We start from the raw sequence: 20,231 nt of genomic DNA, 5'->3' as shown, positions 1-20,231 counted from the left end.
ATGAGCATTCCTCTCGCGCAGCGAGCAAATGCCCCCGAGTTCGTCCCCTTCCCGGGCGAACATCACGGGATTGAATGGGAGTCGCTGACGGCCGCCCACCACGATGGCCTGTCCGCGCTTTTCGCCCGCATGGAGGCTCGCGATAACCCCCCGTATCGCACCAGCCCGGACGAGGTCGAGGAGATGCTTTCGGGTGCCTCGCAGTGGCGAGGCCTTGTCGGGATTGCCCGTAGGGGTATCGCAGCGGGTCGCATCGTCGCCTTCGCTCAGGTGGTCCTGCGTTTCCCGGGGCGTGTGGAGTGCGTGTGCGTCGGCGGAGTGGACCCCGACTTTCGGCGCATCGGCCTCGGCAATGCGATCGTCGACTGGCAGGAGGGCACTGCCCGACAGATGCTGGCTGAGGTCGAGGGTGACGCTCCCGCTCAGATCACCTGTCACGTCGAGACCGGCCAGGACGATCTCGAGGCGCAGCTGAAGGTGCACGGTTTCCGCTGGACGCGCACCTACTACGAGCTGCGCGCGTCCTTGGAGGGTCTTCCGCCGGTTCCCGACTTGGGCTCGTACATGAGCATCGAGGCCTGGGGTCCCCAGTGGGAGGAACCCGCCCTGCGCGCGGCGAACCGCCTCAACGAGTCCGAGTGGGGCCGGCCCCCGCTCACCCAGGAGCAGTGGATGCAGGGGCGCACGGCCTTTGCTCCCGAATGGTCTTTCGTCGCCGTCGACCGGAGGGGGGATCGCCCCCGCGTTGCCGGTTTCCTGCTGGCATCGCGTTACGAGCAGGACTGGGCGGCTCTGGGCTGGCGCGAGGGGTACATCGACCAGCTGGGCGTCCTGTCTCAGTGGCGCGAGAGCCGCGTTGCTGACGCGCTGATCCTGGCGTCGATGTGGGCGCAGAAGCGCGACGGCATGGATCGCGCGGGCACGGGCGTGGGGTCCGCGAACCACACGGGCGCTCTCGCCATCTACGACTACCTCGGCTTCCGTACGGTCGGCCAGACGAGGCTCTACGCGATCGAAATTTGATCGTCGTTTCGCATGGTGGATGTTTCCGCACATCCTCTTGTGTTACCGTCGTTACTTTTTTCTCTCAGATGGGATCATTTCCTCCCGTATTCTGTTCAGTTTTCATCTAACCGCTTCCTAAGTCCTAATTGTCCGACCAATTAAATTCTTAGGCTCGCGACAGAGGCAGAAACGGCCTCGGCGCCATGCGCGTCCCCTCCCCACAGTGCGGAGCCAGCATGACATCTCAGTCGTCAGCACCATCTCGATCCATTCCGCCCCTGGTCATTCGAAGTGCCATCGTCGCCTCTCTCGGCGGCTTGCTCTTCGGTTTTGATACCGCCGTCATCTCCGGTGCGGAAGAAAAACTTACCGAGCTTTATGCCCTGTCCTCCACGGGCGAGGGTATGCTCGTCGCGATCGCGACGATCGGCACGATTGTCGGCGCCATCATCGCCGGCAATCTGGCTGATCGCTTCGGCCGTAAGCCCGTCCTCTTCTGGATCGGCATTCTGTTTGGCCTCGGAGCACTCGCTACCGCCCTCGCCCCGCTGCCCTCACTGGTGAGCGCAGCGGATGGAACGGTGTCGGCCTCGTCCGCGTTCCCGATCACCTTCTTCATGATCTTCCGCTTCCTCGGCGGCGTCGGCGTGGGCCTGTCCTCTGTGGTGGCGCCCATCTACACCGCCGAGATCGCGCCCGCGCGTGTGCGCGGACGCCTGGTCGGCCTCGTCCAGTTCAATATCGTCTTCGGTATCCTCCTGGCCTACGCCTCGAACGCGATCATCCGCGAAATTGCGCACGAAGACACCGCCTGGCGCTGGATGCTCGGCGTCATGGCCGTGCCCGCCGTGTTCTTCCTGATCTTCCTGGCCACCGTCCCCGAGACACCGCGCTGGCTGCTCGCCCACGGCCGTGAAGAACTCGCCGTGAAGATTTCTGAACACCTGACTGCCTCTCAGGCCGAATGCGATGAACAGATCGGCGAAATGAAGGCACAGATCGCCGAGGACGCGGCAGGTGGCAAGGTTCCCTTCTTCACGCGCCGCTACCGCAAGGTCATCCTCATGGCCTTCTGTATCGCGATGTTCAACCAGCTATCGGGCATCAACGCGATCCTCTACTACGCGCCTAAGGTCATGAAGCTCGCGGGCGGTGCCGCAGTCCTGGGAGACGCCTTCCCCTACATCGGATCCGTCATCGTCGGTCTCATGAACCTGGTCGCTACGATGGCCGCCCTCACCGTCATCGACCGCATCGGCCGCCGCCAGCTCATGATCGTTGGCTCGATCGGCTACCTGATCTCGCTCGGCTTCCTGGCGGGCATGATGTTCGCCTACGAGGGCGGCTACTTCGAGGAGGGCAGTGCCGCTCCCGTCTGGCTGATCCTCCTCGGATTGCTCGGCTTCATCGCCTCGCACGCCTTCGGCCAGGGTTCCGTCATCTGGGTGTTCATCTCGGAATTTTCCCCAACCGCGTGCGCGCCCGCGGCCAGTCCCTGGGCTCGCTCACGCACTGGGTGTTCGCCTTCATTACCACCTACGCCTTCCCTGTGCTCACCGATAAACTCGGTGGTGGCTACGCTTTTGGAATCTTCTTCCTCGCGATGGTTGGTCAGCTATTCTGGGTGCTGAAGGTCATGCCCGAAACGAAGGGCATTCCGCTCGAAGAAATGGAAGAGAAGCTGGGGTTGACCAATGACTAGGATCGTGAACATCGGGGAAGCTCTCATCGACGAGATCACCCGCCCAAACAGTGAACCCGTCGAAGTTGTCGGGGGATCGATGCTCAACGTCGCAGCCGGCCTGACCCGGCTCGGCCACGAATCCGAGCTGGCGACGTGGTTCGCCCGTGACGCTCGCGGCGATAAGGTGCGCGCTCACGCCGAGGCCGCCGGTGTCACCCTGACGCCCGGCAGTGACGGCGCCGAATTCACCACGGTGGCCCACGCCGCCGTCGACGAGAAGGGGCACGCCACCTACGAGTTCGACCTCTCGTGGGACGTTCCCGCCGTCGAGGACCCGGACACCGTTGGGCACGTCCACACCGGCTCCTACGTGGTCGTCGTCGAGCCCGGCGCCGACAAGGTCCTGGCCGCTGTCAAGCGCCAAGCCATCCGCGGCACCGTGTCCTACGACCCGAACATTCGCCCCGCTCTCCTGGGTACGCCCGACGAGGCCCGCCCGCACATCGAGGCGATCGTGGCCCTCGCGGACGTCGTGAAGGCATCCGACGAGGATCTCGAGTGGCTCTACCCGGGCCGTCCCGTCGAGGACGTCATCCGCGAGTGGGCGCAGTCCGGCCCGTCGCTGATCCTGTGCACGCGCGGCCCCTGGGGCGTCTACATCAAGGCTGCCGCCGAGCGCGACATGATGGTTGTCGACCCGCTGGACGTTGAGCTGGTGGACACCGTGGGCGCGGGCGACTCGCTCATGGCCGGCCTCATCTCCGGCCTCGTGGACGCGGGACTCCTGGGTTCCGGCGAGGCGAAGCAGCGTCTGCGCGAGGCCTCGTGGGACCAGATCCTGCCCGCCATTCACCGAGGCATCATCACCTCCGGCATCACCATCTTGCACCAGGGCGCGTACTCGCCCACGCGCGAGGAGGTTGCCGGCATTCTGGCCGCCGACCCGACGCTGCGAGGCTGACGGGGGAGCGTTCCTCAACTGATGGGTGTGGGCCCGGCCGATTGGCTGGGCCCACAGTCATATCTGCACGATGACAGAGACAACGGTGGGGTGGCCGGGAGAATTCCCGGCCACCCCACCGTTATGACTAGAAGGACGCGTCAGCCGATCGATGCGATCGCAAAGGTGATCGGTACACCCGAGCCGTCGCGGCGCTCATCCTCAGCGGGAAGCTCCACAGGCGAACCATCCGCGGACGCGGCCCGTGCCGGCTTGGTGCCCACCCAAGCGATATCCAGGCGATCCTCGCCGCGCAGGAAGCGCTGGCAGCGCACGCCCTGGCCGCCTCGACCCTTCGTGGGGTAGCACTCGAAAGGCGTCACCTTCACAGTCGTCTGGCCCGTGCCCGGCAGCGCGCCGAGCGCCGCGGCCACCGTCACCACGACGGCGTCGATGGGAGCTTCGACCACCCAGAAGCCCAGGGCCTCGGCCCCAGGGTTCAGCTTCATGCCGGCCATGCCGCCGGCCGTGCGACCCTGCGGGCGCACCTTCGCGGCGGGGGTACGCAGCAGCTGCGCGTCCGACGAAATAAACACCAGGTCCGCCTCGTCCGAGCAGCGATCGAAGCCCACCAGGCGATCGCCGTCCTCCAGGGCGATGACCTCCCACTCGTCGCGCTGCAGCACGTCCGGGCGCAGGCGCTTGACCGTGCCGCGAGCCGTGCCCATCGCGACCACGTCGGTGCCTTCGGGATCGAGCAGGCCCACTGCGGGAACGTCCGTGTGCAGGAGGAGCGACGCAGGCATGGCGCCGGCGAGCGACAGGCCCGTCTCAAAGCGGGGGAGCGCCGGTAGATCCACGACGTCGATGCGGTGGGCGACGCCGTCCTCCGTCACCACGGCCACCTGCGAGCGGGCCGTCGACGGCAGCTGTACGCGCCAGCCGTCCGACGCCGCGCGCGGACCGGGCTCCAGCGGGTCCCCGCCCTCGACGCGGGCGAGAGCGCCCGAGGAGGACAGGACCACGACGCACGGGTCGTCCGGGATCTGCAGGTCAAGGCCCTTACCGGACCGCGACACCGACGGCAGGGCCGCCAGTGCGGCATCGTCGGACGCGGCTCCCACGGGCGTGCCCGTCGAGGCCAGCAGCAGCGTGCGACGCGGCGTGCCCAGGCGATCCGAGACCTCGCGCAGCTCCTTCTTCACGAGCGCGCGCAGCAGCTCTGGATCCTCCAGGATCTCGCGCAGCGAAGCGATCTTTGCCAGCAGCTCATCGCGCTCGGTCTCCAGCTCGATGCGCGAGAACTTCGTGAGGCGACGCAGGCGCAGCTCGAGGATGTAGTTGGCCTGGGCCTCGGACAGGTCGAAGGCCGTCATGAGGCGCTCGCGCGCGATCTCCGCGTCATCGGAGGAGCGAATGATGGCGATAACGTCGTCGATGTCCAGGATCGCGATGAGCAGGCCCTCGACCAGGTGCAGGCGATCCTCGCACTTCTTCAGGCGGAAGCGGCTGCGGCGTGTCGTGACATCCAGGCGGTGATCCAGGAAGACCTGCAGCATCTCCTTCAGGCCCAGCGTGCGCGGCTGGCCGCCCACGAGCGCCACCGCGTTGATCGAGAAGGAATCCTCCAGAGGCGTGCGCTGGTAGAGCTGCTGGAGCACGGCCTCGGGGTTGAAGCCGTTCTTTACTTCGATGACCAGGCGCAGGCCGTGGATACGGTCGGTGAGGTTCTGAACCGAGGAAATGCCCTTAAGGCGTCCCGCGTTCGCGTTCTCCTTGATCTTTTCGATGACCTTTTCCGGGCCGACCATGTAGGGCAGCTGCGTGACGATGATGCCCATCTTGCGGGCGGTCACGCGCTCGATCTGGACCTTCGCGCGGGTCTTGAACGCGCCTCGGCCGGCTTCGTAGGCTTCTTTGATGCCCTCGAGGCCGACGATGACGCCGCCCTCGGGCAGGTCGGGGCCGGGGATGTAGCGCATGAGGTCGGCGACGGACGCCGACGGGTTATCCAGCAGGTGGATAGCGCCAGCGATCGTCTCCGACAGGTTATGCGGGGCGATATTCGTCGCCATACCCACGGCGATGCCCGAGGCGCCGTTGACCAGGAGCTGGGGGAAGGCCGCCGGCAAGACGTCCGGCTGCATGAACTGGTTGTCGTAGTTGGGGACGAAATCGACCGTGTCCTCATCCAGACCCGTCACCAGGTCCAGAGCGGCGGGTGCCATGCGCGCCTCGGTGTAACGAGCGGCGGCAGGGCCGTCGTCCAGAGATCCGAAGTTACCGTGGCCGTCAACCAGGGGAACGCGCAGGTTGAAGGGCTGCGCGAGGCGCACCAGGGCCTCGTAAATCGCGGAATCGCCGTGCGGGTGGAGCTTACCCATGACCTCGCCGACGACGCGCTGGGACTTCACGTGTCCCTTGTCGGGGCGCAGCCCCATCTGATCCATCTGGAACAGGATGCGGCGCTGCACGGGCTTGAGGCCGTCGCGCGCGTCGGGGAGCGCGCGAGCGTAGATCACCGAGACGGCATACTCCAGGAAGGACCCACGCATCTCATCGGACACGTCGATCTCTGTGATGTTCTCGTCCTTCTCAGGGATGTCGACGACCTGGTCCTTCTTAGCCATACGCGCAATTATTGCGCGGCTTGGCGCTCATTTCGACTGGCGCGCCGCTTCGGGGCACAATTGGGGCATGGACACATGGACCCGTATCGAACGTGGGGGCTTCTACCCCAAGGCCGTGCAGCGTGCGCTGCGCCGCGCTCTGGGCGCCGCGGAGCCGCTGGCGACGCTGTGCCAGGTGGATACGGGTTTCGACCGCGGATCGGTCTTCCGACACCTGACGGTCGCCTCGCTGACGGACCGCGCCATCGTTCAGCTCCACGTCGACGAGATGGACGGCGGATCGGCGACGATCGCGACGGCCGTGCACCGCGTGGGCGACATCGCCGGGTACTCCACGATGGAGGTCTACACGGACCCCGAGAACGCGAGCGGCCTGTCCGAGATGACGATCGCCCTGGACCTGAAGGGCGCGCGCCGCCTTGAGCTCGAGCCCGCCCGCTGCGACGACCCGAATTGCATGGCCGACCACGGCCTGACGGGCACGTCCTTCCCCGACGACATGACCTTCCGCATCTCCGCGGCCGCCGACGGTCAGGATGCTCTCGACGAGGCAATGGTCTTCGTCGATCATCTCGCTCGCCTGATGGGGACCCGCAGTGAGTGAGCGTGAACTGACGCTGGACCTGCCCGGCGCCGACCTGCCCGGCGCGGGCGATCCGGTCATTACGGACGTCATCGCTGGTGCCCTCTCGTCGATCGATTCCTCTCTGCCCGGCGCCTCCCCGCAGGCGGGCGGCGCCCTCGGGATCGAGGCCGGGGCTGAGCAGCTGCTCCTCATCCTCGTGGACGGGCTCGGATACGAGCTGATCCAGGATCACTTGGGGCACACGCCGACGCTGCGCCGCGTGCGAGACGATATTCGCTCGATCCACACGGTCGTCCCCTCGACGACCGCCGCGGCCATCACGGCTTTTGGCACGGGTGCACGCCCCGGCACCACCAACATGGTGGGCTTCTCCGTCGCCTACGGCGGCAGCATCATGAACCTGCTGGCCATGGAGGGTGGGCCGGCGCCCACCGAGTGGCAGCCCACGCCCACCTACTTTGAGCGCCTGGCTGCGGTGGGCGTGTCCTCCGCCGTCATCTCGCCCGCGCGCTTTGCCGGTTCCGGGCTGACGGGAGCGGCGCTGCGCGGAGCACGCCACGTGCCCGCAGAGTCGCTCAGTGACCGCGTGAGCGCCGCGCTGCGCGAGCTGCGCGCCGGCACGCCCGTCGTCTACCTCTACTGGTCCGAGATCGACCACGCCGGCCACAGCTCCGGCGTCGGATCGGACGCGTGGATCGGCTGCCTCGAAGAATTCGACGCGGGGCTGTCCGCGCTGCTGCGCGGCCTACCCGCGGGCGTGCGGACCGTCATGACGGCTGACCACGGCATGATCAACGTGGAGCACTCCGCCCTCGTGGACGTGGCCGCGACGCCCGCTCTGCGCGAGGGCGTGCGCATCGTCGCCGGCGAGACACGAGCCGTGCACGTACACGCGCAGGAGGGCCACGCCGCCGACGTGGAGGCGCGCTGGCGCGACGTCCTGGGGGAGAGCGCGTGGATCCTCTCGCGCGACCAGATGGGCGCGCTCATCGGCCCCGGAGACGGTGCATCGATCATCGGCGACCTGCTGGTCCTCGCCCGAGGAAACGGTGGGATCGTGGATTCACGGACCCAGAGCGCCTCGGCGATCGCGATGCCGGGCGTTCACGGCTCGCTCACCTCGACGGAGATGCGCATCCCCGTCATCGTCCTGTCGTAGGACGACTACGGGACATACACGAAGCGGCCGCTCCTTAATGGGCGGCCGCTCGGCGTTTGCTCGGATTACGACTTCGAGCCGAACAGGATCTCGTCCCAGCTGGGGACCGACCGGCGGGTCTTCTTCGAGGAAGCGCGCGCCATCCTCGAACCCGTCACGCCCTGCGCGGGGACGGACCCGGTTGCGCTCTCCTCTGCCTCGGCAGGAGCGGAGTCAGTGGAATCGGACGGCGACACAGCCTTCATGGGGATCGCGGGGGTCGCCTGCTCTTCGGCCTTCGGCTCCTCGCCGCCCTTGTCCTCACCGGAGGACGCGGGGGTATCGGACAGCCACGGGAGCACGCCCGACGAGGCCGGGGCCTCGGTCTTGGGGGAGCGGGACGCTACCGGGATGGCGCCCGTTTGCGTCGGACGGGCAGACGGGATCTGACCGGTCGCGGGGAACAGCGTGTCCTCGGCGGGTTCGGACGGCGCCTCCGCCTTAGTCCGCGCCGACGCGAGGGAATAGATGCGCGCGGAAATCGGGCCCGTCGACGTGTCGGGCTCCGTCGTGGGAGCCTCCTCCTCGCCGGCGATAGCTGCCAGGTACTCGGCCTCCTCGTCGACCTCATCGTCCAGGTCTAAATCAATCTGCTGGCGCTTACCGCGCACGGCATTGAGCTGGTCGATGATGGCCTCGCGGTTACGCAGGTCCTCAGCGCTGGGATCGACGATGGGAGCTGGCGCGGTGCGCGGCATCGGAGTGAAGATCGACGCCGTCGGGGAAGCGGACACCTGCTCAGTCAGCCACTGAGCCTCCTGATCGATCGCCTCGAGCGAACCGGAGTTCGACAGGTGCCAGTGGGCGGCGTGCTCGGCCGCACCCTGCACGAAGGTCACGATGATCTGCCAGGGCTCCCCGGCCTCGCGCGTCGCGGTCCACTCCAGAGACGACGGGTCGACGCCGCGCGCCGCCAGTCGATCCAGAACGAGGTCGCCCATCGTAGGGCCGCCGTCGCCAATGCGAACGGCGCGGGCGCGCGTCAGCGCATAATCCTTCTCGGCCTGCACGGGAGCCTCAAAACGCTCAACCGCACTGACCTCCATGCCGTGCTGCTCCGCGATCTCTGCCGGTGTTGCGCCGGCGCGCAGGAGAGCCTGAATATCGCGAGGAGCGAGGGTCGGACGAGCGGGCGCCAGCTCCACTCGCGGACGATCACGGCGCGTCGCGCCGCGGAGCTCATCGGAAATCAACACCGAATAGCGTTCACCCTGGGCATCGGTGAGCACCAGGGACTCGCCATCGGCGCTGGTCCCGAGCAATTCGAGCTCAATCATCACTTCCTCCTCAAACGTCTAGGTCGAATCGTCTCAAATAATGCGCAGAATGTCGCGTAGCTGGGCGCGTGTCACACATACGATGGCACATTACTCTCACAAGTGTTATCCTCCCTGCGCATAGACCACTCGCGCAAACCGGCTCGAGAGGCGAAAGGGGAGAACCATGGCAACCGATTACGATGCGCCGCGCAAGAACGAAGACGAGGTCGCAGAGGACTCGATCGAAGAGCTGAAGTCCCGTCGCAACGACGCCGGCTCCGCCGAGATCGAAGAAGACGAAAACGAAGCGGCTGAGAATTTCGAGCTTCCCGGCGCGGACCTGTCAAAGGAGGAACTGACGGTCCACGTCGTTCCCCGCCAGGAAGACGAATTCACCTGCTCGCAGTGCTTCCTCGTGCACCACGCGTCGCAGCTCGACCACGTGGACGCCAACGGCGCCCCCGTGTGCACCGAGTGCGCGATGTGAGGTAGGACGATGTTCGGACGCAAGAAGAAGACTGTCGAAGAAGAGATCGAAGAGGTCGAGGCCCTGCCTCGCCTGAGCGACGAAGACGCTGCGATTTGGAGCGAGCCCGGCCCGCGTAACTACGGGGAGGTCGACACCACCGACGGCTACGTCGATATGGGGTCCATCCTGTTCCCCGCGGTTCAGGGCATGCAGCTGCGCACCCAGGTCGCAGACGACGGCACGACCGTCCTGCAGATCCTCGTCGTGCTCGGAAACTCCGGCATCCAGATGAGCGTTGCAGCCGCACCCCGTTCCGGCGGCGTGTGGGAGGAGCTGCGCGAAGAAATCCGTAAGGGCTTCGAAGATCAGGGTGCCAAGGTCGCCGACTACCCGACGCGTTACGGCAACGAGCTGCTCGTCGACATGCCGATGCAGATGCCCGACGGCCGCTCCGCGACCTCGCGCATGCGCATCATCGGTCGTGAAGGCGACCGCTGGTTCGCGCGCATCGATATCCTCGGACCGGCCGCTGCCACCGCGGAAGCCGGTGCCGACATCGAGAAGGTCATCGACCGCATCGTCGTGCGTCGTGACGACTACCCGCGCACCCGCCTGGAGCTGCTGCCGGTGCACCTGCCCGCGGGTGCTCAGGATGCCTGACATGGCCTCGTGGTTCGCTAAGGTCGGCGCTGCGCTCGGCCTCGACAAGGACACGCGTTCCCTGGACGCAGCTCTTGACGAAGACTTGGCGCGCGCCGCCCGCGGTGTCACGCCGATTCGCGACGTGACCGACCGCTCTCACGCACTCGTGTTCGGCACGCTGCTGGGCATGACGTATCCGCCCGAGGAGGGTGCCCAGCGTGTCCTCGTCGCGACCCTCTACGACGGCACTGACACGCTCGAACTGCGCTGGCCCGGACGCTCCTCCATTCCGGGACTCAGCGTCGGCCAGCGACTCGAGGTCGAAGGCACCGTCGGACGCGTGGGTGAACGCCTCGTCATCATCAACCCGCTGTACCGCGTGATCGCGGGGGAGGGCTGATGCCGACTCCTCGCTGGATGGATCAGGCCACCTCTGAGGAATTCTCCTGGTCACGAGCCCTGGGCGGCACACGCGGCGTCATTGAAGCCACCGCGCCCGGACTCCTCTTCGTCATCGTTTTTGTGGCCACGCGCGCCCTCGTGCCGACGCTCATCGCGGCCTCGGCCGTCGCGTTGCTTGCCTGCGGGATCCGCCTCGTCCAACGCCAGGGGATGGCGCAGGCTCTCTCCGGCCTGTTTGGAGTCGCCATCGGTGTCATCTTCGCGGCGGCGACCGGGCGGGGAGAAAACTACTTCGTCTGGGGCATCGCCACGAACGTGGCCATGGCCCTAGCTTTCGCTCTGTCCGTCCTGTGCGGGAGAAGCCTCGTCGCCCAGTTTTACGGTCCGCTGACCGGCCTGGTGAAGGGCTGGCAGTCCGACCCCGCCTACGCGTCCCTGCGCCGCAGCTGCGCTGCGATCACGTGGATGTGGGCGGGAATCTTCGCGCTGCGCGTCGCCGTGCAGGCACCCTTGTGGCTCGCCGGCCAGGTCGCTGCTCTCGGTGTTGCCAAGCTGGCCCTCGGACTCCCGCTCTTCGCGCTGGGAGCCTGGGCCACCTGGTGGAAGCTGAAGGATTACTCCTCGCCTTCCTCGTCCTCGGACTCCTCCGAGACAGGGGACGCGACCAACTGACGCAGCTCCTGCAGCTCGGCGATGTCCGCATCGGGCACGAGGAGCAGGAGCTCATCGGAGGCCTCGAACACGTCGTCGGCGCTCGGCGTGATCGGACGGCCGTCGCGCAGCAGCGCGGCGAGGACCGAGCGTGCCGGCAGCTGCAGGGAATGGACGCGCTTGCCCACGACCGGGGAATCCTCCGGCAGGATGAGCGCGTGCATCGACACGGCCGCCGTGTTGAAAGAGAACAAGCGCACCGGCACGCCCACCGACACAGCCTCTTCGACGAGGGAGGTCATGATGCGCGGCGTCGACACGGACACGTCCACGCCCCACGCCTGATCGAACAGCCACTCGTTCTTCGGGTTGTTCAGACGCGCGACGACGCGGGGGACCGCGAACTCGGTCTTTGCCAGCAGGGAGATCACCAGATTTGCCTTGTCGTCGCCGGTCGCGGCGACCATGACGTCGGCCTCAGCCACGCCCGCGTCGCGCAGCGCGTCAGGCGAGCACGCGTCGGCGAGCACCCAGTCCGCGTCTGCCACGGACGAAATGCGCAGTTTCTCAGGCATGTTGTCGATCAGGGTGATGTCGTGGCCGTGAGCGAGCAGCTCCAGGGCGACGCTGCGGCCCACCGATCCGGCTCCAGCAATCACAATCTTCATGCTCACACCTCCGTCTTGGGCGGGTTAGCCAACTGGTCGCGCAGCTGCGCGGTCTCGGTTCCGTTGATCGCGAAGTACAGCTGATCGTGCTCCTGGACCACGAGGTCCGGCGACGCGGTGCGGATGGATCCCAAGCGCGACGTGAAGACGACGCGGCAGCCCGTGAGCTCCTCGACGACCTGGAAGCTCAGGCCGTACCAGCCGGGGGAGGGCGTCGCATTGACGAGGCCGACCTCTCCGGTCGGGTGAGACCAGATGAGCGACGCGTCCGGAGGAAGTAGGCGACGCATCACCGACTCGGCGGTGCGCTGCACCGAGGCGACCGTCGGAATGCCGAGGCGTTCGTACAAATAGGCGCGCGTGGGGTCGTAGATGCGTGCGACCACGTGCTCGACGTGGAATACCTCACGTGCGACGCGCGCGGCGATAATGTTCGAGTTATCACCCGACGAGACAGCCGCAAACGCGTACGCGTCCTTGATGTTCGCTTGACGCAGGCAGTCGCGGTCCATGCCCACGCCCGTCACGCGACGGCCGGAAAAGTCCGGCGAGAGGCGGGAGAAAGCCTTGGAATCCTGGTCAATAACCGCCACGGAATGACCCGCGGCGTCCAACGTCGATGCCAGGCGAGCGCCGACGCGCCCGCAACCCATGATCACAAAGTGCACGACTACCAAAGTACTCCGGTCCTCGCGTAATAGCCATGCGTGCGCTTCGGCGCTGCCAGTGTCAGGCTCGGTGGACTACGCTTAACATCCGTGACGAACTTGTTGGCCTACGCAAAGCGCGTGCTCATCGGGCGCCCGATGCGATCGGACGCGATGGGCCACCAGCTTCTCCCCAAACGAATCGCCCTGCCGATCTTCGCGTCGGACGCGCTGTCGTCCGTCGCCTACGCGCCGGACGAAGTCCTCCTCACCCTTGCGCTCGCCGGTTCGATGGCCGCGCTTCAGTCCGTGTGGGTGGGCGTCGTTGTCGCGCTCGTGCTCGCGGTCGTGGTCGCGTCGTACCGTCAGACGGTGCACGCCTACCCGTCGGGCGGCGGCGACTACGAGGTTGTGACCACGAACCTGGGCCGTTCCTGGGGCCTGCTCGTTGCCTCGGCACTGCTGGTCGACTACATCCTGACGGTCGCCGTCTCGATCTCGTCGGGCGCCAGCTACATTACGACCGCCGTTCCGGCTCTCCTCGGCCATGAGGTGCCGATCGCGGTCGCGCTCGTCGTCATCCTGGCGACCCTGAACCTGCGCGGCACGCGCGAGGCCGGTGGCGCGTTCGCCGTGCCCACCTACCTGTACATGGGTGCCATCGGCCTGATGGTCGTCGTCGGTTTCGCGAAGATGGCGACGGGACACCTCGGGGAGTCGCCCACGGCCGCCTACGACCTCGTGGCTGCTCCTGGCAACGCCGACGGCCTGGCGGGGCTCGCGGGAGCCTTCCTGCTCATGCGCGCGTTCTCCTCGGGCTGTGCCGCGCTCACCGGCGTCGAGGCCATCTCCAACGGCGTGCCCATGTTCCGTCGCCCCAAGTCCCGCAACGCGGCGACGACGCTGGCGATGCTCGGTCTGATCGCCGCCTCAATGATGATCTCGATCCTTGTGCTGGCGCGCGCGACCGGCGTGAAGATCGTCGACGATGCCGCAACCCAGCTGACTTACCAGGGCGCGCCCGTCCCGGAGAACACGCCGATCGATCCGGCGATCTCGCAGATCGCCTCCGCGGTGTTCGGTCAGGGATCGATCCTCTTCATCCTCATCACCGTCGTCACTGGCTTCATCCTGGTGCTCGCGGGCAACACGGCGTTCAACGGCTTCCCGACGCTGGCATCCGTCCTGTCGCGCGATTCCTTCCTGCCCCACCAGATGGTGCGCCGCGGCGACCGACTGTCGTACTCGAACGGTATCGTCGTCCTGACGGCCGCAGCGATCGCGCTGATCGTCGGCTTCCAGGCCCAGACGACGCGCCTCATCCAGCTCTACGTCGTCGGTGTATTCATTTCCTTCACGCTCTCGCAGCTGGGCATGATCAAGCACTGGAACCGGCAGCTGCGCACGCGCCAGTCCGGCCAGGAACGCATGTCCGTCCTGCGCTCGCGCGCCGTCAACATCGTCGGCTTCATGATGACCGGCCTCGTGCTCATCATCGTCCTGGCTACGAAGTTCACGCACGGCGCGTGGATCACCCTGCTGATGATTGCGATCGTCTTCGGCCTCCAGATTTCGATCCACCACCACTACGAGACGATCCGCTCGCAGCTGCGCGTGGACGACTGGAATGCGCGCCGCGCCCTGCCGACCCGTGTGCGTGCCCTCGTCCTCGTGTCCTCCCTGTCGCGCCCCGCCATGCGAGCGATCGCGGCAGCTCGCGCGTCCTCGCCGACGTCGATCGAGCTCGTCTCCGTCGTTGCCGATGACGAGGAAGAGAACAAGATCCTGCGCCAGTGGAAGGCCTCCGGTGTTCCCGTGCCGCTGACGCTCCTGTCCGCGCCCTACCGTGACATCGCCTCGGTCATCCTGCAGTACGTGCGTGGGCGTCGCCGTGCGATGCCCACCGAGATGCTCGTGGTCTACATGCCGCAGTTCCTCGTCACCCACTGGTGGGAGAACTTCGTGCACAACCAGTCGGCCCTGCGCCTGCGCGCCGCGCTCCTTGGCGTTCCCGGCGTGGTGATTACCGTCGTCCCCTGGCAGCTCGGCGAGGACGACGTTGTGGAGGGTCGCCAGCGCGTCAACGACCCGTTTGCGCGCGTTGCCCCGCCTTCAGATGAACCGAAGTTGCGTACCGAGCAGCCCGGCGACACTCGCAGCGATAGCGCCTCCGAGGAGAACTCATGAGCCCCCGTCCCTCCCGTCGTCGTCCCTCCCCGCGCCGTCGCACCGCATCCGCGCAGCCCCGCGAGGGGATCGGCGAGATCCTCCAGCTGAGCGTCGGCGAGCCCGCGCACGGTGGTGCGTGCGTTGCCCGCGACGAGAGCGGGCGTGTCGTCTTCGTGCGCCACGCGGCGCCCGGCGAGGTGGTTCGTGCGCGGGTGACCGCCGTCCAGAAAAAGCTCGCGTGGGCGGATGCCATTGAGGTCGTCGAGGCCTCGGCCGACCGCGTCGACTCCGTCTGGCCCCAGGCCGGTCCGGGAGGCGTCGGCGGCGGGGAGCTCGCGCACCTGACGCCCGCCGCACAGCGCGACTGGAAGTCTCGCGTCATTGCCGGTCAGCTGCGCCGCGTGGGCGGCGAGGCCTTGTCCGAGGTCCTGGACGCCCTCGGTGGAGTGCGTGTCGCTCCTGCGCCCGGTGACGAGGATCCGGGCGATTCGCTGACCGGCCGCCGCTCTCGCATTGACGTCGTTATCGATGCGGATGGGCGCGCCGGCATGCACGAGTTCCGCGGACGACGCGTGATCGCGCTTGAGGACATGCCGCTGGCTGTCCCCGCGATCCGCGAACTCGGACTCTTCGATGAGGACACGCCGTGGCGTCGCCTGTGGAAGCCGGGTGATCGCGTGCGCGCGGTGGCCCCCTCCGGCGGCGACCCCGTCGTCCTGATCGGCGATGACACGTACGCCGCCGACGGCGTGCGCATCGACGCCGATGTCTTGCGCTGGAATGTGCCCGTCGGCTCCGGCGTCGAGTCGTACTACGTGCGGCCCTCCGGTTTCTGGCAGACGCACGTGCGTGGCGCCGAGGTGCTCGCGAACGCCGTGCTGGCTGCTGCATTCGGCGCAGGCGAGGCCGCGGCTGGTCGCGCGGTCATGGAGCTGTACTCGGGTGCTGGCCTGTTCTCCGTGCCGCTCGCGCGCGCCGTCGGCGAGTCGGGCCGCGTTGTGACGCTCGAGGGTGACGAGGGTGCCGTGCGCGACGCCGGCGAGAACCTCGCGGCGTTCGACTGGGTGGACGCGTTCGCCGGAAACGTGGATCGCGAGGGTGTCGTTGACCTGTCTGGCCAGCTGGGAGCCGTGCCGGACGTTGTCGTGGCGGACCCGCCGCGCGCCGGTGCGGGAGCCGAGGTGTGCGAGGCGATTGCCGCCACCGGTGCCCCTCGTGTCGTCCTGGTGTCCTGTGACCCGGCGGCGGGCGCGCGTGACCTGCGCACCCTCACCGAGGCCGGATACGAGCTCGAATCACTGCAGGCGTGGGACCTCTTCCCGCATACTCACCACGTGGAGATGGTCTCGGTGCTGAGCCGCTAGCGGCTTCTCCTGCGTTCCTGCATGCGCGAGCCCCACGACGTCTGCGTGCGGGCCTCGATCGCGCGGCGCTGATCGCGGTACATGCGATCCACCAGGTCGCGCTCGGAGACCCAGCCGACGACGTGTCGGCCCTCATCCACGACGGGCAAAGACTGCAGGCCCGTGCGCCGCAGCGCCCCGAGAACCTCGGACGGGGGAGCGGAGGCAGCCACGGCCTCGTTGATGAGAGGCAAATCCGACAGGGGTGCGTCGAGTGATCCGTCCTCCTGCGTGAGCTCCGCCAGGCGCAGCGACGACACGAGACCCACGAAGCAACGGTCCTCGTTCACGACGGGCAGCACCGTCTCCTTCGTGCGGCGCAGGGCGGCAATCGCTGACGCGGCGCTCGCCACGCACGGGAGTGTCTCGGGAGCCTCCGTCATCCACTCGGACGCCGCGCGAGTGCCGAGCAGCGTGCCCTCGACCGGGTCGTCGAGGACGTCGCCGCGCCGGCGCAGCTTCTCCGTGTAGATCGTCGCGCGGGTGAGGAAACGCGAGGCACCCGTTGCAATCACGACCGCGAGCATCATCGGCAGGATCAGCGAGAACTGGCCGGTCATCTCCACGATGATGAGCACCGCCGTCATCGGGGCGCGCGCCGCACCTGCGAAGGCGGCTCCCATGCCCACCACGGCGAACACCCCGACGGGAGAATCCGACAGAGGCGAGACGACGTGTCCGAAGGCGGCTCCCGCCATCGCGCCGATGAATAGCGTGGGCGCGAAGACACCGCCCGAACCGCCCATGCCAATGGTGAACGACGTGAACACAGCGCGGCCCAGCATGAGGGCCAGCAGGAACGCGATCGAGTAATTCCCCGCGATCGCCTCCTCCTCAAGCGGATAGCCCGAGCCGAACATGTACGGGAACGCAACGAGAGCCGTGCCGAGGGCGAGGCCGAGCACGCCCGGACGCGCCCACTCGGGCAGATGGGTGCGTGCCCACAGCCAGTCGATCGCGTCCTCCGAGGCGTACAGGAGCTTGGAGAAGCCGAGGCCGCACAGCCCCGCGACGAGGCCGAGGAGCGCCACCCACCAGATGTCCGACATCGACGCGAAGGTCAGGTTGTCGGCGACGCGAATGACCATCTCGTCGCCCTGCAGGATGCGCGCGACCACCGAGGATGTGACGGCTGAGAGGACGACAAAGCCGAAGGTCTCGGCCGTGAACTCGACGAGGATCACCTCGAGGGCGAACACCGCGCCCGCGAGGGGAGCGTGGAATGTGGCAGCGATGCCGGCCGCCGACCCGCACGAGGCCAACAGGACCACGCGGGAGACGGGCATGCGCAGCCACGACGCGATGGTGGATCCCAGCGACGCGCCCACCTGCACGATTGGGCCCTCGCGTCCCGCCGATCCGCCCGAGCCGATGGTCAGGGCCGAGGCCAGGATCTTGACGATGGCGACGCGCCCCGGGATGCGCCCACCCTTACGGCGCACCGCGAGCATCACCTCGGGGATGCCGTGTCCCTTCGCGGAGGGAGCAAAGCGCTGGATGAGCGGCCCGTACAGCAGGCCGGCGATGGCGGGGGAGAGAAGCAGGAAGAGCCACGGAGCCCACCCCCAGACGCCGTGCGACTGGCCGATATGGGTCGTGTACTCGTCGAAGCCGGTGGACACCCACGTCCACGCGCGAATCGCGAGGTTAAAGACGACGGCTGCCGCGCCGACGACCGCACCAACGAGTGCGGCGGCCACGCCGAGCAGGGAACGATGCGCGGCGACCGTATGGCCGACGCGCAAGCGAGTCCCCGCAGCCGGTTCCTCTGGCTGCGGGGACTGACTCAGGGGTGTCACAGGTTTGCGATCTCCACGTGAATGGGGGCGTCGGTGGCGATGCCCCAGACGGTCCTGTAGAAGGCCAGCTCCGACTGCCACGCATCCTTGATGTTGATGGCCGAGCGGAAGAGGTGTCCCTCTCCCTGGTAGAGCTTGAGGGCGACCGCGTTACCGTTGGCACGCAGTGCCTCGTACATCTCTTGGGCCTGCGAGGCGGGAACGACCGGGTCGTCGGTGCCCTGCAGGAGCATGAGCGGCGCCTTAATCTCACCGACACGGTTGATGGGCGAGCGCTGCGCCCACACCGGGTCTGAGGTGTCATCGGTGCCGAGCAGAATTCCGTCGTAGTGCGACTCGAACTTGTGGCTGGTTTCCTTCAGCTTCACCAGGTCTGCGATGCCCGAGAACGACGCGCCAGCAGTGAACACATCGGAGGACGCAAGCGCGTTGAGCACGGTGAAGCCACCGGAAGAACGACCACGGATCGCGATTCGCTTCGGGTCGACGCGGCCCAGATCGATGAGGTACTGAGCGCCGTCGACGCAGTCCTGAACGTCCATGACGCCCCAGTTGCCGTTGATGCGCTCACGGTAGGGACGGCCGAAGGACGTCGACCCGCGGAAGTTCACGTCCAGAACCGCAAAGCCGCGGCTGGTCCAGTACTGGAAGGGAACCTGCAGGCCGGGGCGGGCCGCTTCAGTCGGTCCGCCGTGCACGTTGACGATGAGCGGGGGCAGCTCGCCCTCGGGGGCGGCGAACTCGGGGTTCACGGGCGCGTAGTAGAAGCCGTGAGCCTCCTCGCCGTCCGAGGTCTTCCAGGTGAGCATCTCAGCCGTGGAGACGAGGGCGGTGGGCACCTCGGCCTCCGACGAGGGACGCAGCACCTTGGTCTTGCCGCGCGACACCTCGATGATCGCAGGAGTGTGCGTCGCGGAATCCGCGAGGAACACGACGCGGCCGTCCGCAGCGGCGACGTTACCGATCGGCCACCAACCGGTCGCCCACTCCTCGGCCATGCCGTTGTCGATGCGCACGGTGCCGATGTGCCAGACCTGGTCCTCGGCCCACGAGCACACGAGGTAGTCGTTGTCGTAGTTGTCGTAGGAGTGCAGACCCAGCTGCCAGTGCGGGTGCGAGAATGCGTGAGGTCCCGGGTGCAGCGCGCGAGTGCGCAGACGCGAGGTCCAGGCGTTCGGGTCCTCGCCTTCCTGCCACACGAAGCCCTGGGTGCGGTACAGGTTTGCCCAGCCGGAGGAGTCATCCACGTGGATGAGATCGCCGTCGAGCGTCCAGCGCGGCTCGTAGACGCACACGCCCGGGCGATCCACCAGGATGACCTCCTGATCGATGGTGCCCTCGAAGGTCAGGGACGCGACGCGCAGCTGAGAGTATGTCCACGGCATGTTCGGGTGGTCCCACGTGATCCAGGCGATCTTCGTGCCGTCGGGGGAGACGGTCGGCGCCTGAGCGAAGTCCGTACCCTCAAACACCGTGATGATCGCGCTGTCGTCGCGGGCCGCGGAGCCATCGAGAGGAATAGCGACAATCTTGTTGACGGGCTCGCCCGGGGCAGAGTGGTCCTCGGCCACCGCGTACACGAGGTCGCGCACGTCGGCGATCCAGAAGTCACCGTAGCGGACCTTCGACAGGGTCGTCAGGGGCCGCACGACGCGGCGCGGATCGGCCGTATCAAAGGCGTAGACACGGCCGTCGGTCTGATCGGAGAACACGATGACGCCGTGGTGAACGGCGTATGCCTTGCCGCCGTACTCGTGCACCCGCGTGCCGACATCGGGCAGGCGGGAACCGTCGATGAGAGGCAGAACCTCGCCCGTTTCCCCCGTAGCGCGACGGCGCAGCAGCGTCCCACGTCCGCCCTGGCGCGGATGTCCTTCCACCCAGTAGGTGTCGGGTCCGTCGACGCGAACCTGGGAGAGCGTGACCGAACGGGCAGTGAAAGAATCGCCCGAAATGGGGGACTTCCACAGGCCGTGGGGTGCGACGGTGACGGACATAGTGCCTCCTTAAGCGGTACGGCGAGCCAACACCACCTATCTTAGTGCGCGCGCTTGTCGCCTGCGCGGGTCGAACGTACCT

At 67.2% G+C, this 20,231-nt stretch carries 16 protein-coding genes and 1 pseudogene; 11 read left to right on the top strand and 6 right to left on the bottom strand.

All coding sequences use genetic code 11. The features are described from left to right. The 3 genes and pseudogenes from FBF35_RS06105 (at position 1) to FBF35_RS06095 (ending at position 3,650) form a co-directional block, all read left to right on the top strand. A complete protein-coding gene (locus FBF35_RS06105; RefSeq protein WP_060567407.1) occupies positions 1-1,023 on the top strand; it encodes a GNAT family acetyltransferase in 1,023 nt (340 codons plus the stop codon). A gap of 185 nt (positions 1,024-1,208) precedes the next feature. Continuing rightward, positions 1,209-2,707: pseudogene (locus FBF35_RS06100) on the top strand (sugar porter family MFS transporter). Continuing rightward, positions 2,700-3,650, top strand: a complete 951-nt coding sequence (locus FBF35_RS06095; RefSeq protein ID WP_060567405.1) for a PfkB family carbohydrate kinase — start codon at positions 2,700-2,702, stop codon at positions 3,648-3,650. The pseudogene FBF35_RS06100 and the gene FBF35_RS06095 overlap by 8 nt, the downstream one beginning before the upstream one ends. Positions 3,651-3,790: 140 nt before the next feature. Here FBF35_RS06095 and FBF35_RS06090 read toward each other — a convergent pair whose 3' ends face one another. Then, positions 3,791-6,259, bottom strand: a complete 2,469-nt coding sequence (locus tag FBF35_RS06090) for a DNA topoisomerase (ATP-hydrolyzing) subunit A (protein ID WP_060567404.1) — start codon at positions 6,257-6,259, stop codon at positions 3,791-3,793. Between the two features lie 67 nt (positions 6,260-6,326). Here FBF35_RS06090 and FBF35_RS06085 point away from each other — a divergent pair, with 67 nt between their 5' ends. Both FBF35_RS06085 and FBF35_RS06080 read left to right on the top strand, forming a co-directional pair. Continuing rightward, entirely contained in the window at positions 6,327-6,863 is a 537-nt protein-coding gene (locus tag FBF35_RS06085) for a DUF5998 family protein (protein ID WP_003792581.1), read from the top strand. Beyond that, positions 6,856-8,004 carry an alkaline phosphatase family protein gene (locus tag FBF35_RS06080; protein WP_060567403.1) on the top strand — a complete coding sequence of 383 codons (1,149 nt, stop codon included), beginning with the start codon at positions 6,856-6,858 and terminating at the stop codon, positions 8,002-8,004. Before FBF35_RS06085 ends, FBF35_RS06080 begins: the two co-directional genes overlap by 8 nt. 65 nt (positions 8,005-8,069) lie before the next feature. On the opposite strand, the gene sepH is transcribed toward FBF35_RS06080, so the two are convergent. Continuing rightward, complete coding sequence (sepH, locus tag FBF35_RS06075; protein WP_060567402.1) at positions 8,070-9,320, bottom strand: septation protein SepH; 1,251 nt, start codon at positions 9,318-9,320, stop codon at positions 8,070-8,072. 166 nt (positions 9,321-9,486) lie between these two features. Between sepH and FBF35_RS06070 the strand changes: the two genes are divergently transcribed. The 4 genes from FBF35_RS06070 to FBF35_RS06055 are packed head-to-tail and all read left to right on the top strand — an operon-like array spanning position 9,487 to position 11,487. Continuing rightward, the gene (locus FBF35_RS06070) at positions 9,487-9,789 is read left to right on the top strand and encodes a DUF4193 domain-containing protein (protein WP_003792577.1); all 303 of its coding nucleotides are present in this window, start codon (positions 9,487-9,489) and stop codon (positions 9,787-9,789) included. 9 nt (positions 9,790-9,798) lie between these two features. After that, positions 9,799-10,431 carry a DUF3710 domain-containing protein gene (locus FBF35_RS06065; RefSeq protein ID WP_060567401.1) on the top strand — a complete coding sequence of 211 codons (633 nt, stop codon included), beginning with the start codon at positions 9,799-9,801 and terminating at the stop codon, positions 10,429-10,431. Between the two features lies 1 nt (position 10,432). Beyond that, positions 10,433-10,813 carry an OB-fold nucleic acid binding domain-containing protein gene (locus FBF35_RS06060; protein ID WP_060567400.1) on the top strand — a complete coding sequence of 127 codons (381 nt, stop codon included), beginning with the start codon at positions 10,433-10,435 and terminating at the stop codon, positions 10,811-10,813. Further along, positions 10,813-11,487, top strand: a complete 675-nt coding sequence (locus FBF35_RS06055; RefSeq protein ID WP_060567399.1) for a DUF3159 domain-containing protein — start codon at positions 10,813-10,815, stop codon at positions 11,485-11,487. Before FBF35_RS06060 ends, FBF35_RS06055 begins: the two co-directional genes overlap by 1 nt. Here FBF35_RS06055 and FBF35_RS06050 read toward each other — a convergent pair. Then, complete coding sequence (locus tag FBF35_RS06050) at positions 11,430-12,134, bottom strand: potassium channel family protein (RefSeq protein WP_060567398.1); 705 nt, start codon at positions 12,132-12,134, stop codon at positions 11,430-11,432. The genes FBF35_RS06055 and FBF35_RS06050 overlap by 58 nt on opposite strands. 2 nt (positions 12,135-12,136) lie before the next feature. Then, positions 12,137-12,802, bottom strand: coding sequence for a potassium channel family protein (locus FBF35_RS06045; protein WP_060567397.1), 666 nt, complete (start codon positions 12,800-12,802; stop codon positions 12,137-12,139). Positions 12,803-12,892: 90 nt separating this feature from the next. Between FBF35_RS06045 and FBF35_RS06040 the strand changes: the two genes are divergently transcribed. Both FBF35_RS06040 and FBF35_RS06035 read left to right on the top strand, forming a co-directional pair. After that, positions 12,893-14,968 carry an APC family permease gene (locus tag FBF35_RS06040; protein WP_060567396.1) on the top strand — a complete coding sequence of 692 codons (2,076 nt, stop codon included), beginning with the start codon at positions 12,893-12,895 and terminating at the stop codon, positions 14,966-14,968. Next, entirely contained in the window at positions 14,965-16,314 is a 1,350-nt protein-coding gene (locus FBF35_RS06035; protein ID WP_060567395.1) for a class I SAM-dependent RNA methyltransferase, read from the top strand. Before FBF35_RS06040 ends, FBF35_RS06035 begins: the two co-directional genes overlap by 4 nt. On the opposite strand, the gene FBF35_RS06030 is transcribed toward FBF35_RS06035, so the two are convergent. Together FBF35_RS06030 and FBF35_RS06025 are read right to left on the bottom strand one after the other, a co-directional pair. Further along, entirely contained in the window at positions 16,311-18,152 is a 1,842-nt protein-coding gene (locus tag FBF35_RS06030; RefSeq protein WP_410060438.1) for a chloride channel protein, read from the bottom strand. The two genes, FBF35_RS06035 and FBF35_RS06030, sit on opposite strands and share 4 nt — an antisense overlap. Further along, entirely contained in the window at positions 18,149-20,149 is a 2,001-nt protein-coding gene (locus tag FBF35_RS06025) for an alpha/beta hydrolase family protein (RefSeq protein WP_060567393.1), read from the bottom strand. The genes FBF35_RS06030 and FBF35_RS06025 overlap by 4 nt, the downstream gene beginning before the upstream one ends. Positions 20,150-20,231 lie beyond the last annotated feature (82 nt).

It is taken from the genome of Schaalia odontolytica (assembly GCF_005696695.1).
Taxonomy (GTDB): Bacteria; Actinomycetota; Actinomycetes; order Actinomycetales; family Actinomycetaceae; genus Pauljensenia; species Pauljensenia odontolytica_C.
The sequence above is the reverse complement of the archived record's forward strand: the minus strand, read 5'-3'. Positions and strand labels throughout refer to the sequence as shown.

What these genes read in the sequence shown, in the direction of transcription:
- FBF35_RS06025 (WP_060567393.1), bottom strand. Translation starts at nt 20,149, where the DNA reads ATGTCCGTCACCGTCGCACCCCACGGCCTGTGGAAGTCCCCCATTTCG.
- sepH (WP_060567402.1), bottom strand. Translation starts at nt 9,320, where the DNA reads ATGATTGAGCTCGAATTGCTCGGGACCAGCGCCGATGGCGAGTCCCTG.
- FBF35_RS06105 (WP_060567407.1), top strand. Translation starts at nt 1, where the DNA reads ATGAGCATTCCTCTCGCGCAGCGAGCAAATGCCCCCGAGTTCGTCCCC.
- FBF35_RS06060 (WP_060567400.1), top strand. Translation starts at nt 10,433, where the DNA reads ATGGCCTCGTGGTTCGCTAAGGTCGGCGCTGCGCTCGGCCTCGACAAG.
- FBF35_RS06065 (WP_060567401.1), top strand. Translation starts at nt 9,799, where the DNA reads ATGTTCGGACGCAAGAAGAAGACTGTCGAAGAAGAGATCGAAGAGGTC.
- FBF35_RS06095 (WP_060567405.1), top strand. Translation starts at nt 2,700, where the DNA reads ATGACTAGGATCGTGAACATCGGGGAAGCTCTCATCGACGAGATCACC.
- FBF35_RS06085 (WP_003792581.1), top strand. Translation starts at nt 6,327, where the DNA reads ATGGACACATGGACCCGTATCGAACGTGGGGGCTTCTACCCCAAGGCC.
- FBF35_RS06035 (WP_060567395.1), top strand. Translation starts at nt 14,965, where the DNA reads ATGAGCCCCCGTCCCTCCCGTCGTCGTCCCTCCCCGCGCCGTCGCACC.
- FBF35_RS06055 (WP_060567399.1), top strand. Translation starts at nt 10,813, where the DNA reads ATGCCGACTCCTCGCTGGATGGATCAGGCCACCTCTGAGGAATTCTCC.
- FBF35_RS06090 (WP_060567404.1), bottom strand. Translation starts at nt 6,259, where the DNA reads ATGGCTAAGAAGGACCAGGTCGTCGACATCCCTGAGAAGGACGAGAAC.
- FBF35_RS06050 (WP_060567398.1), bottom strand. Translation starts at nt 12,134, where the DNA reads ATGAAGATTGTGATTGCTGGAGCCGGATCGGTGGGCCGCAGCGTCGCC.
- FBF35_RS06070 (WP_003792577.1), top strand. Translation starts at nt 9,487, where the DNA reads ATGGCAACCGATTACGATGCGCCGCGCAAGAACGAAGACGAGGTCGCA.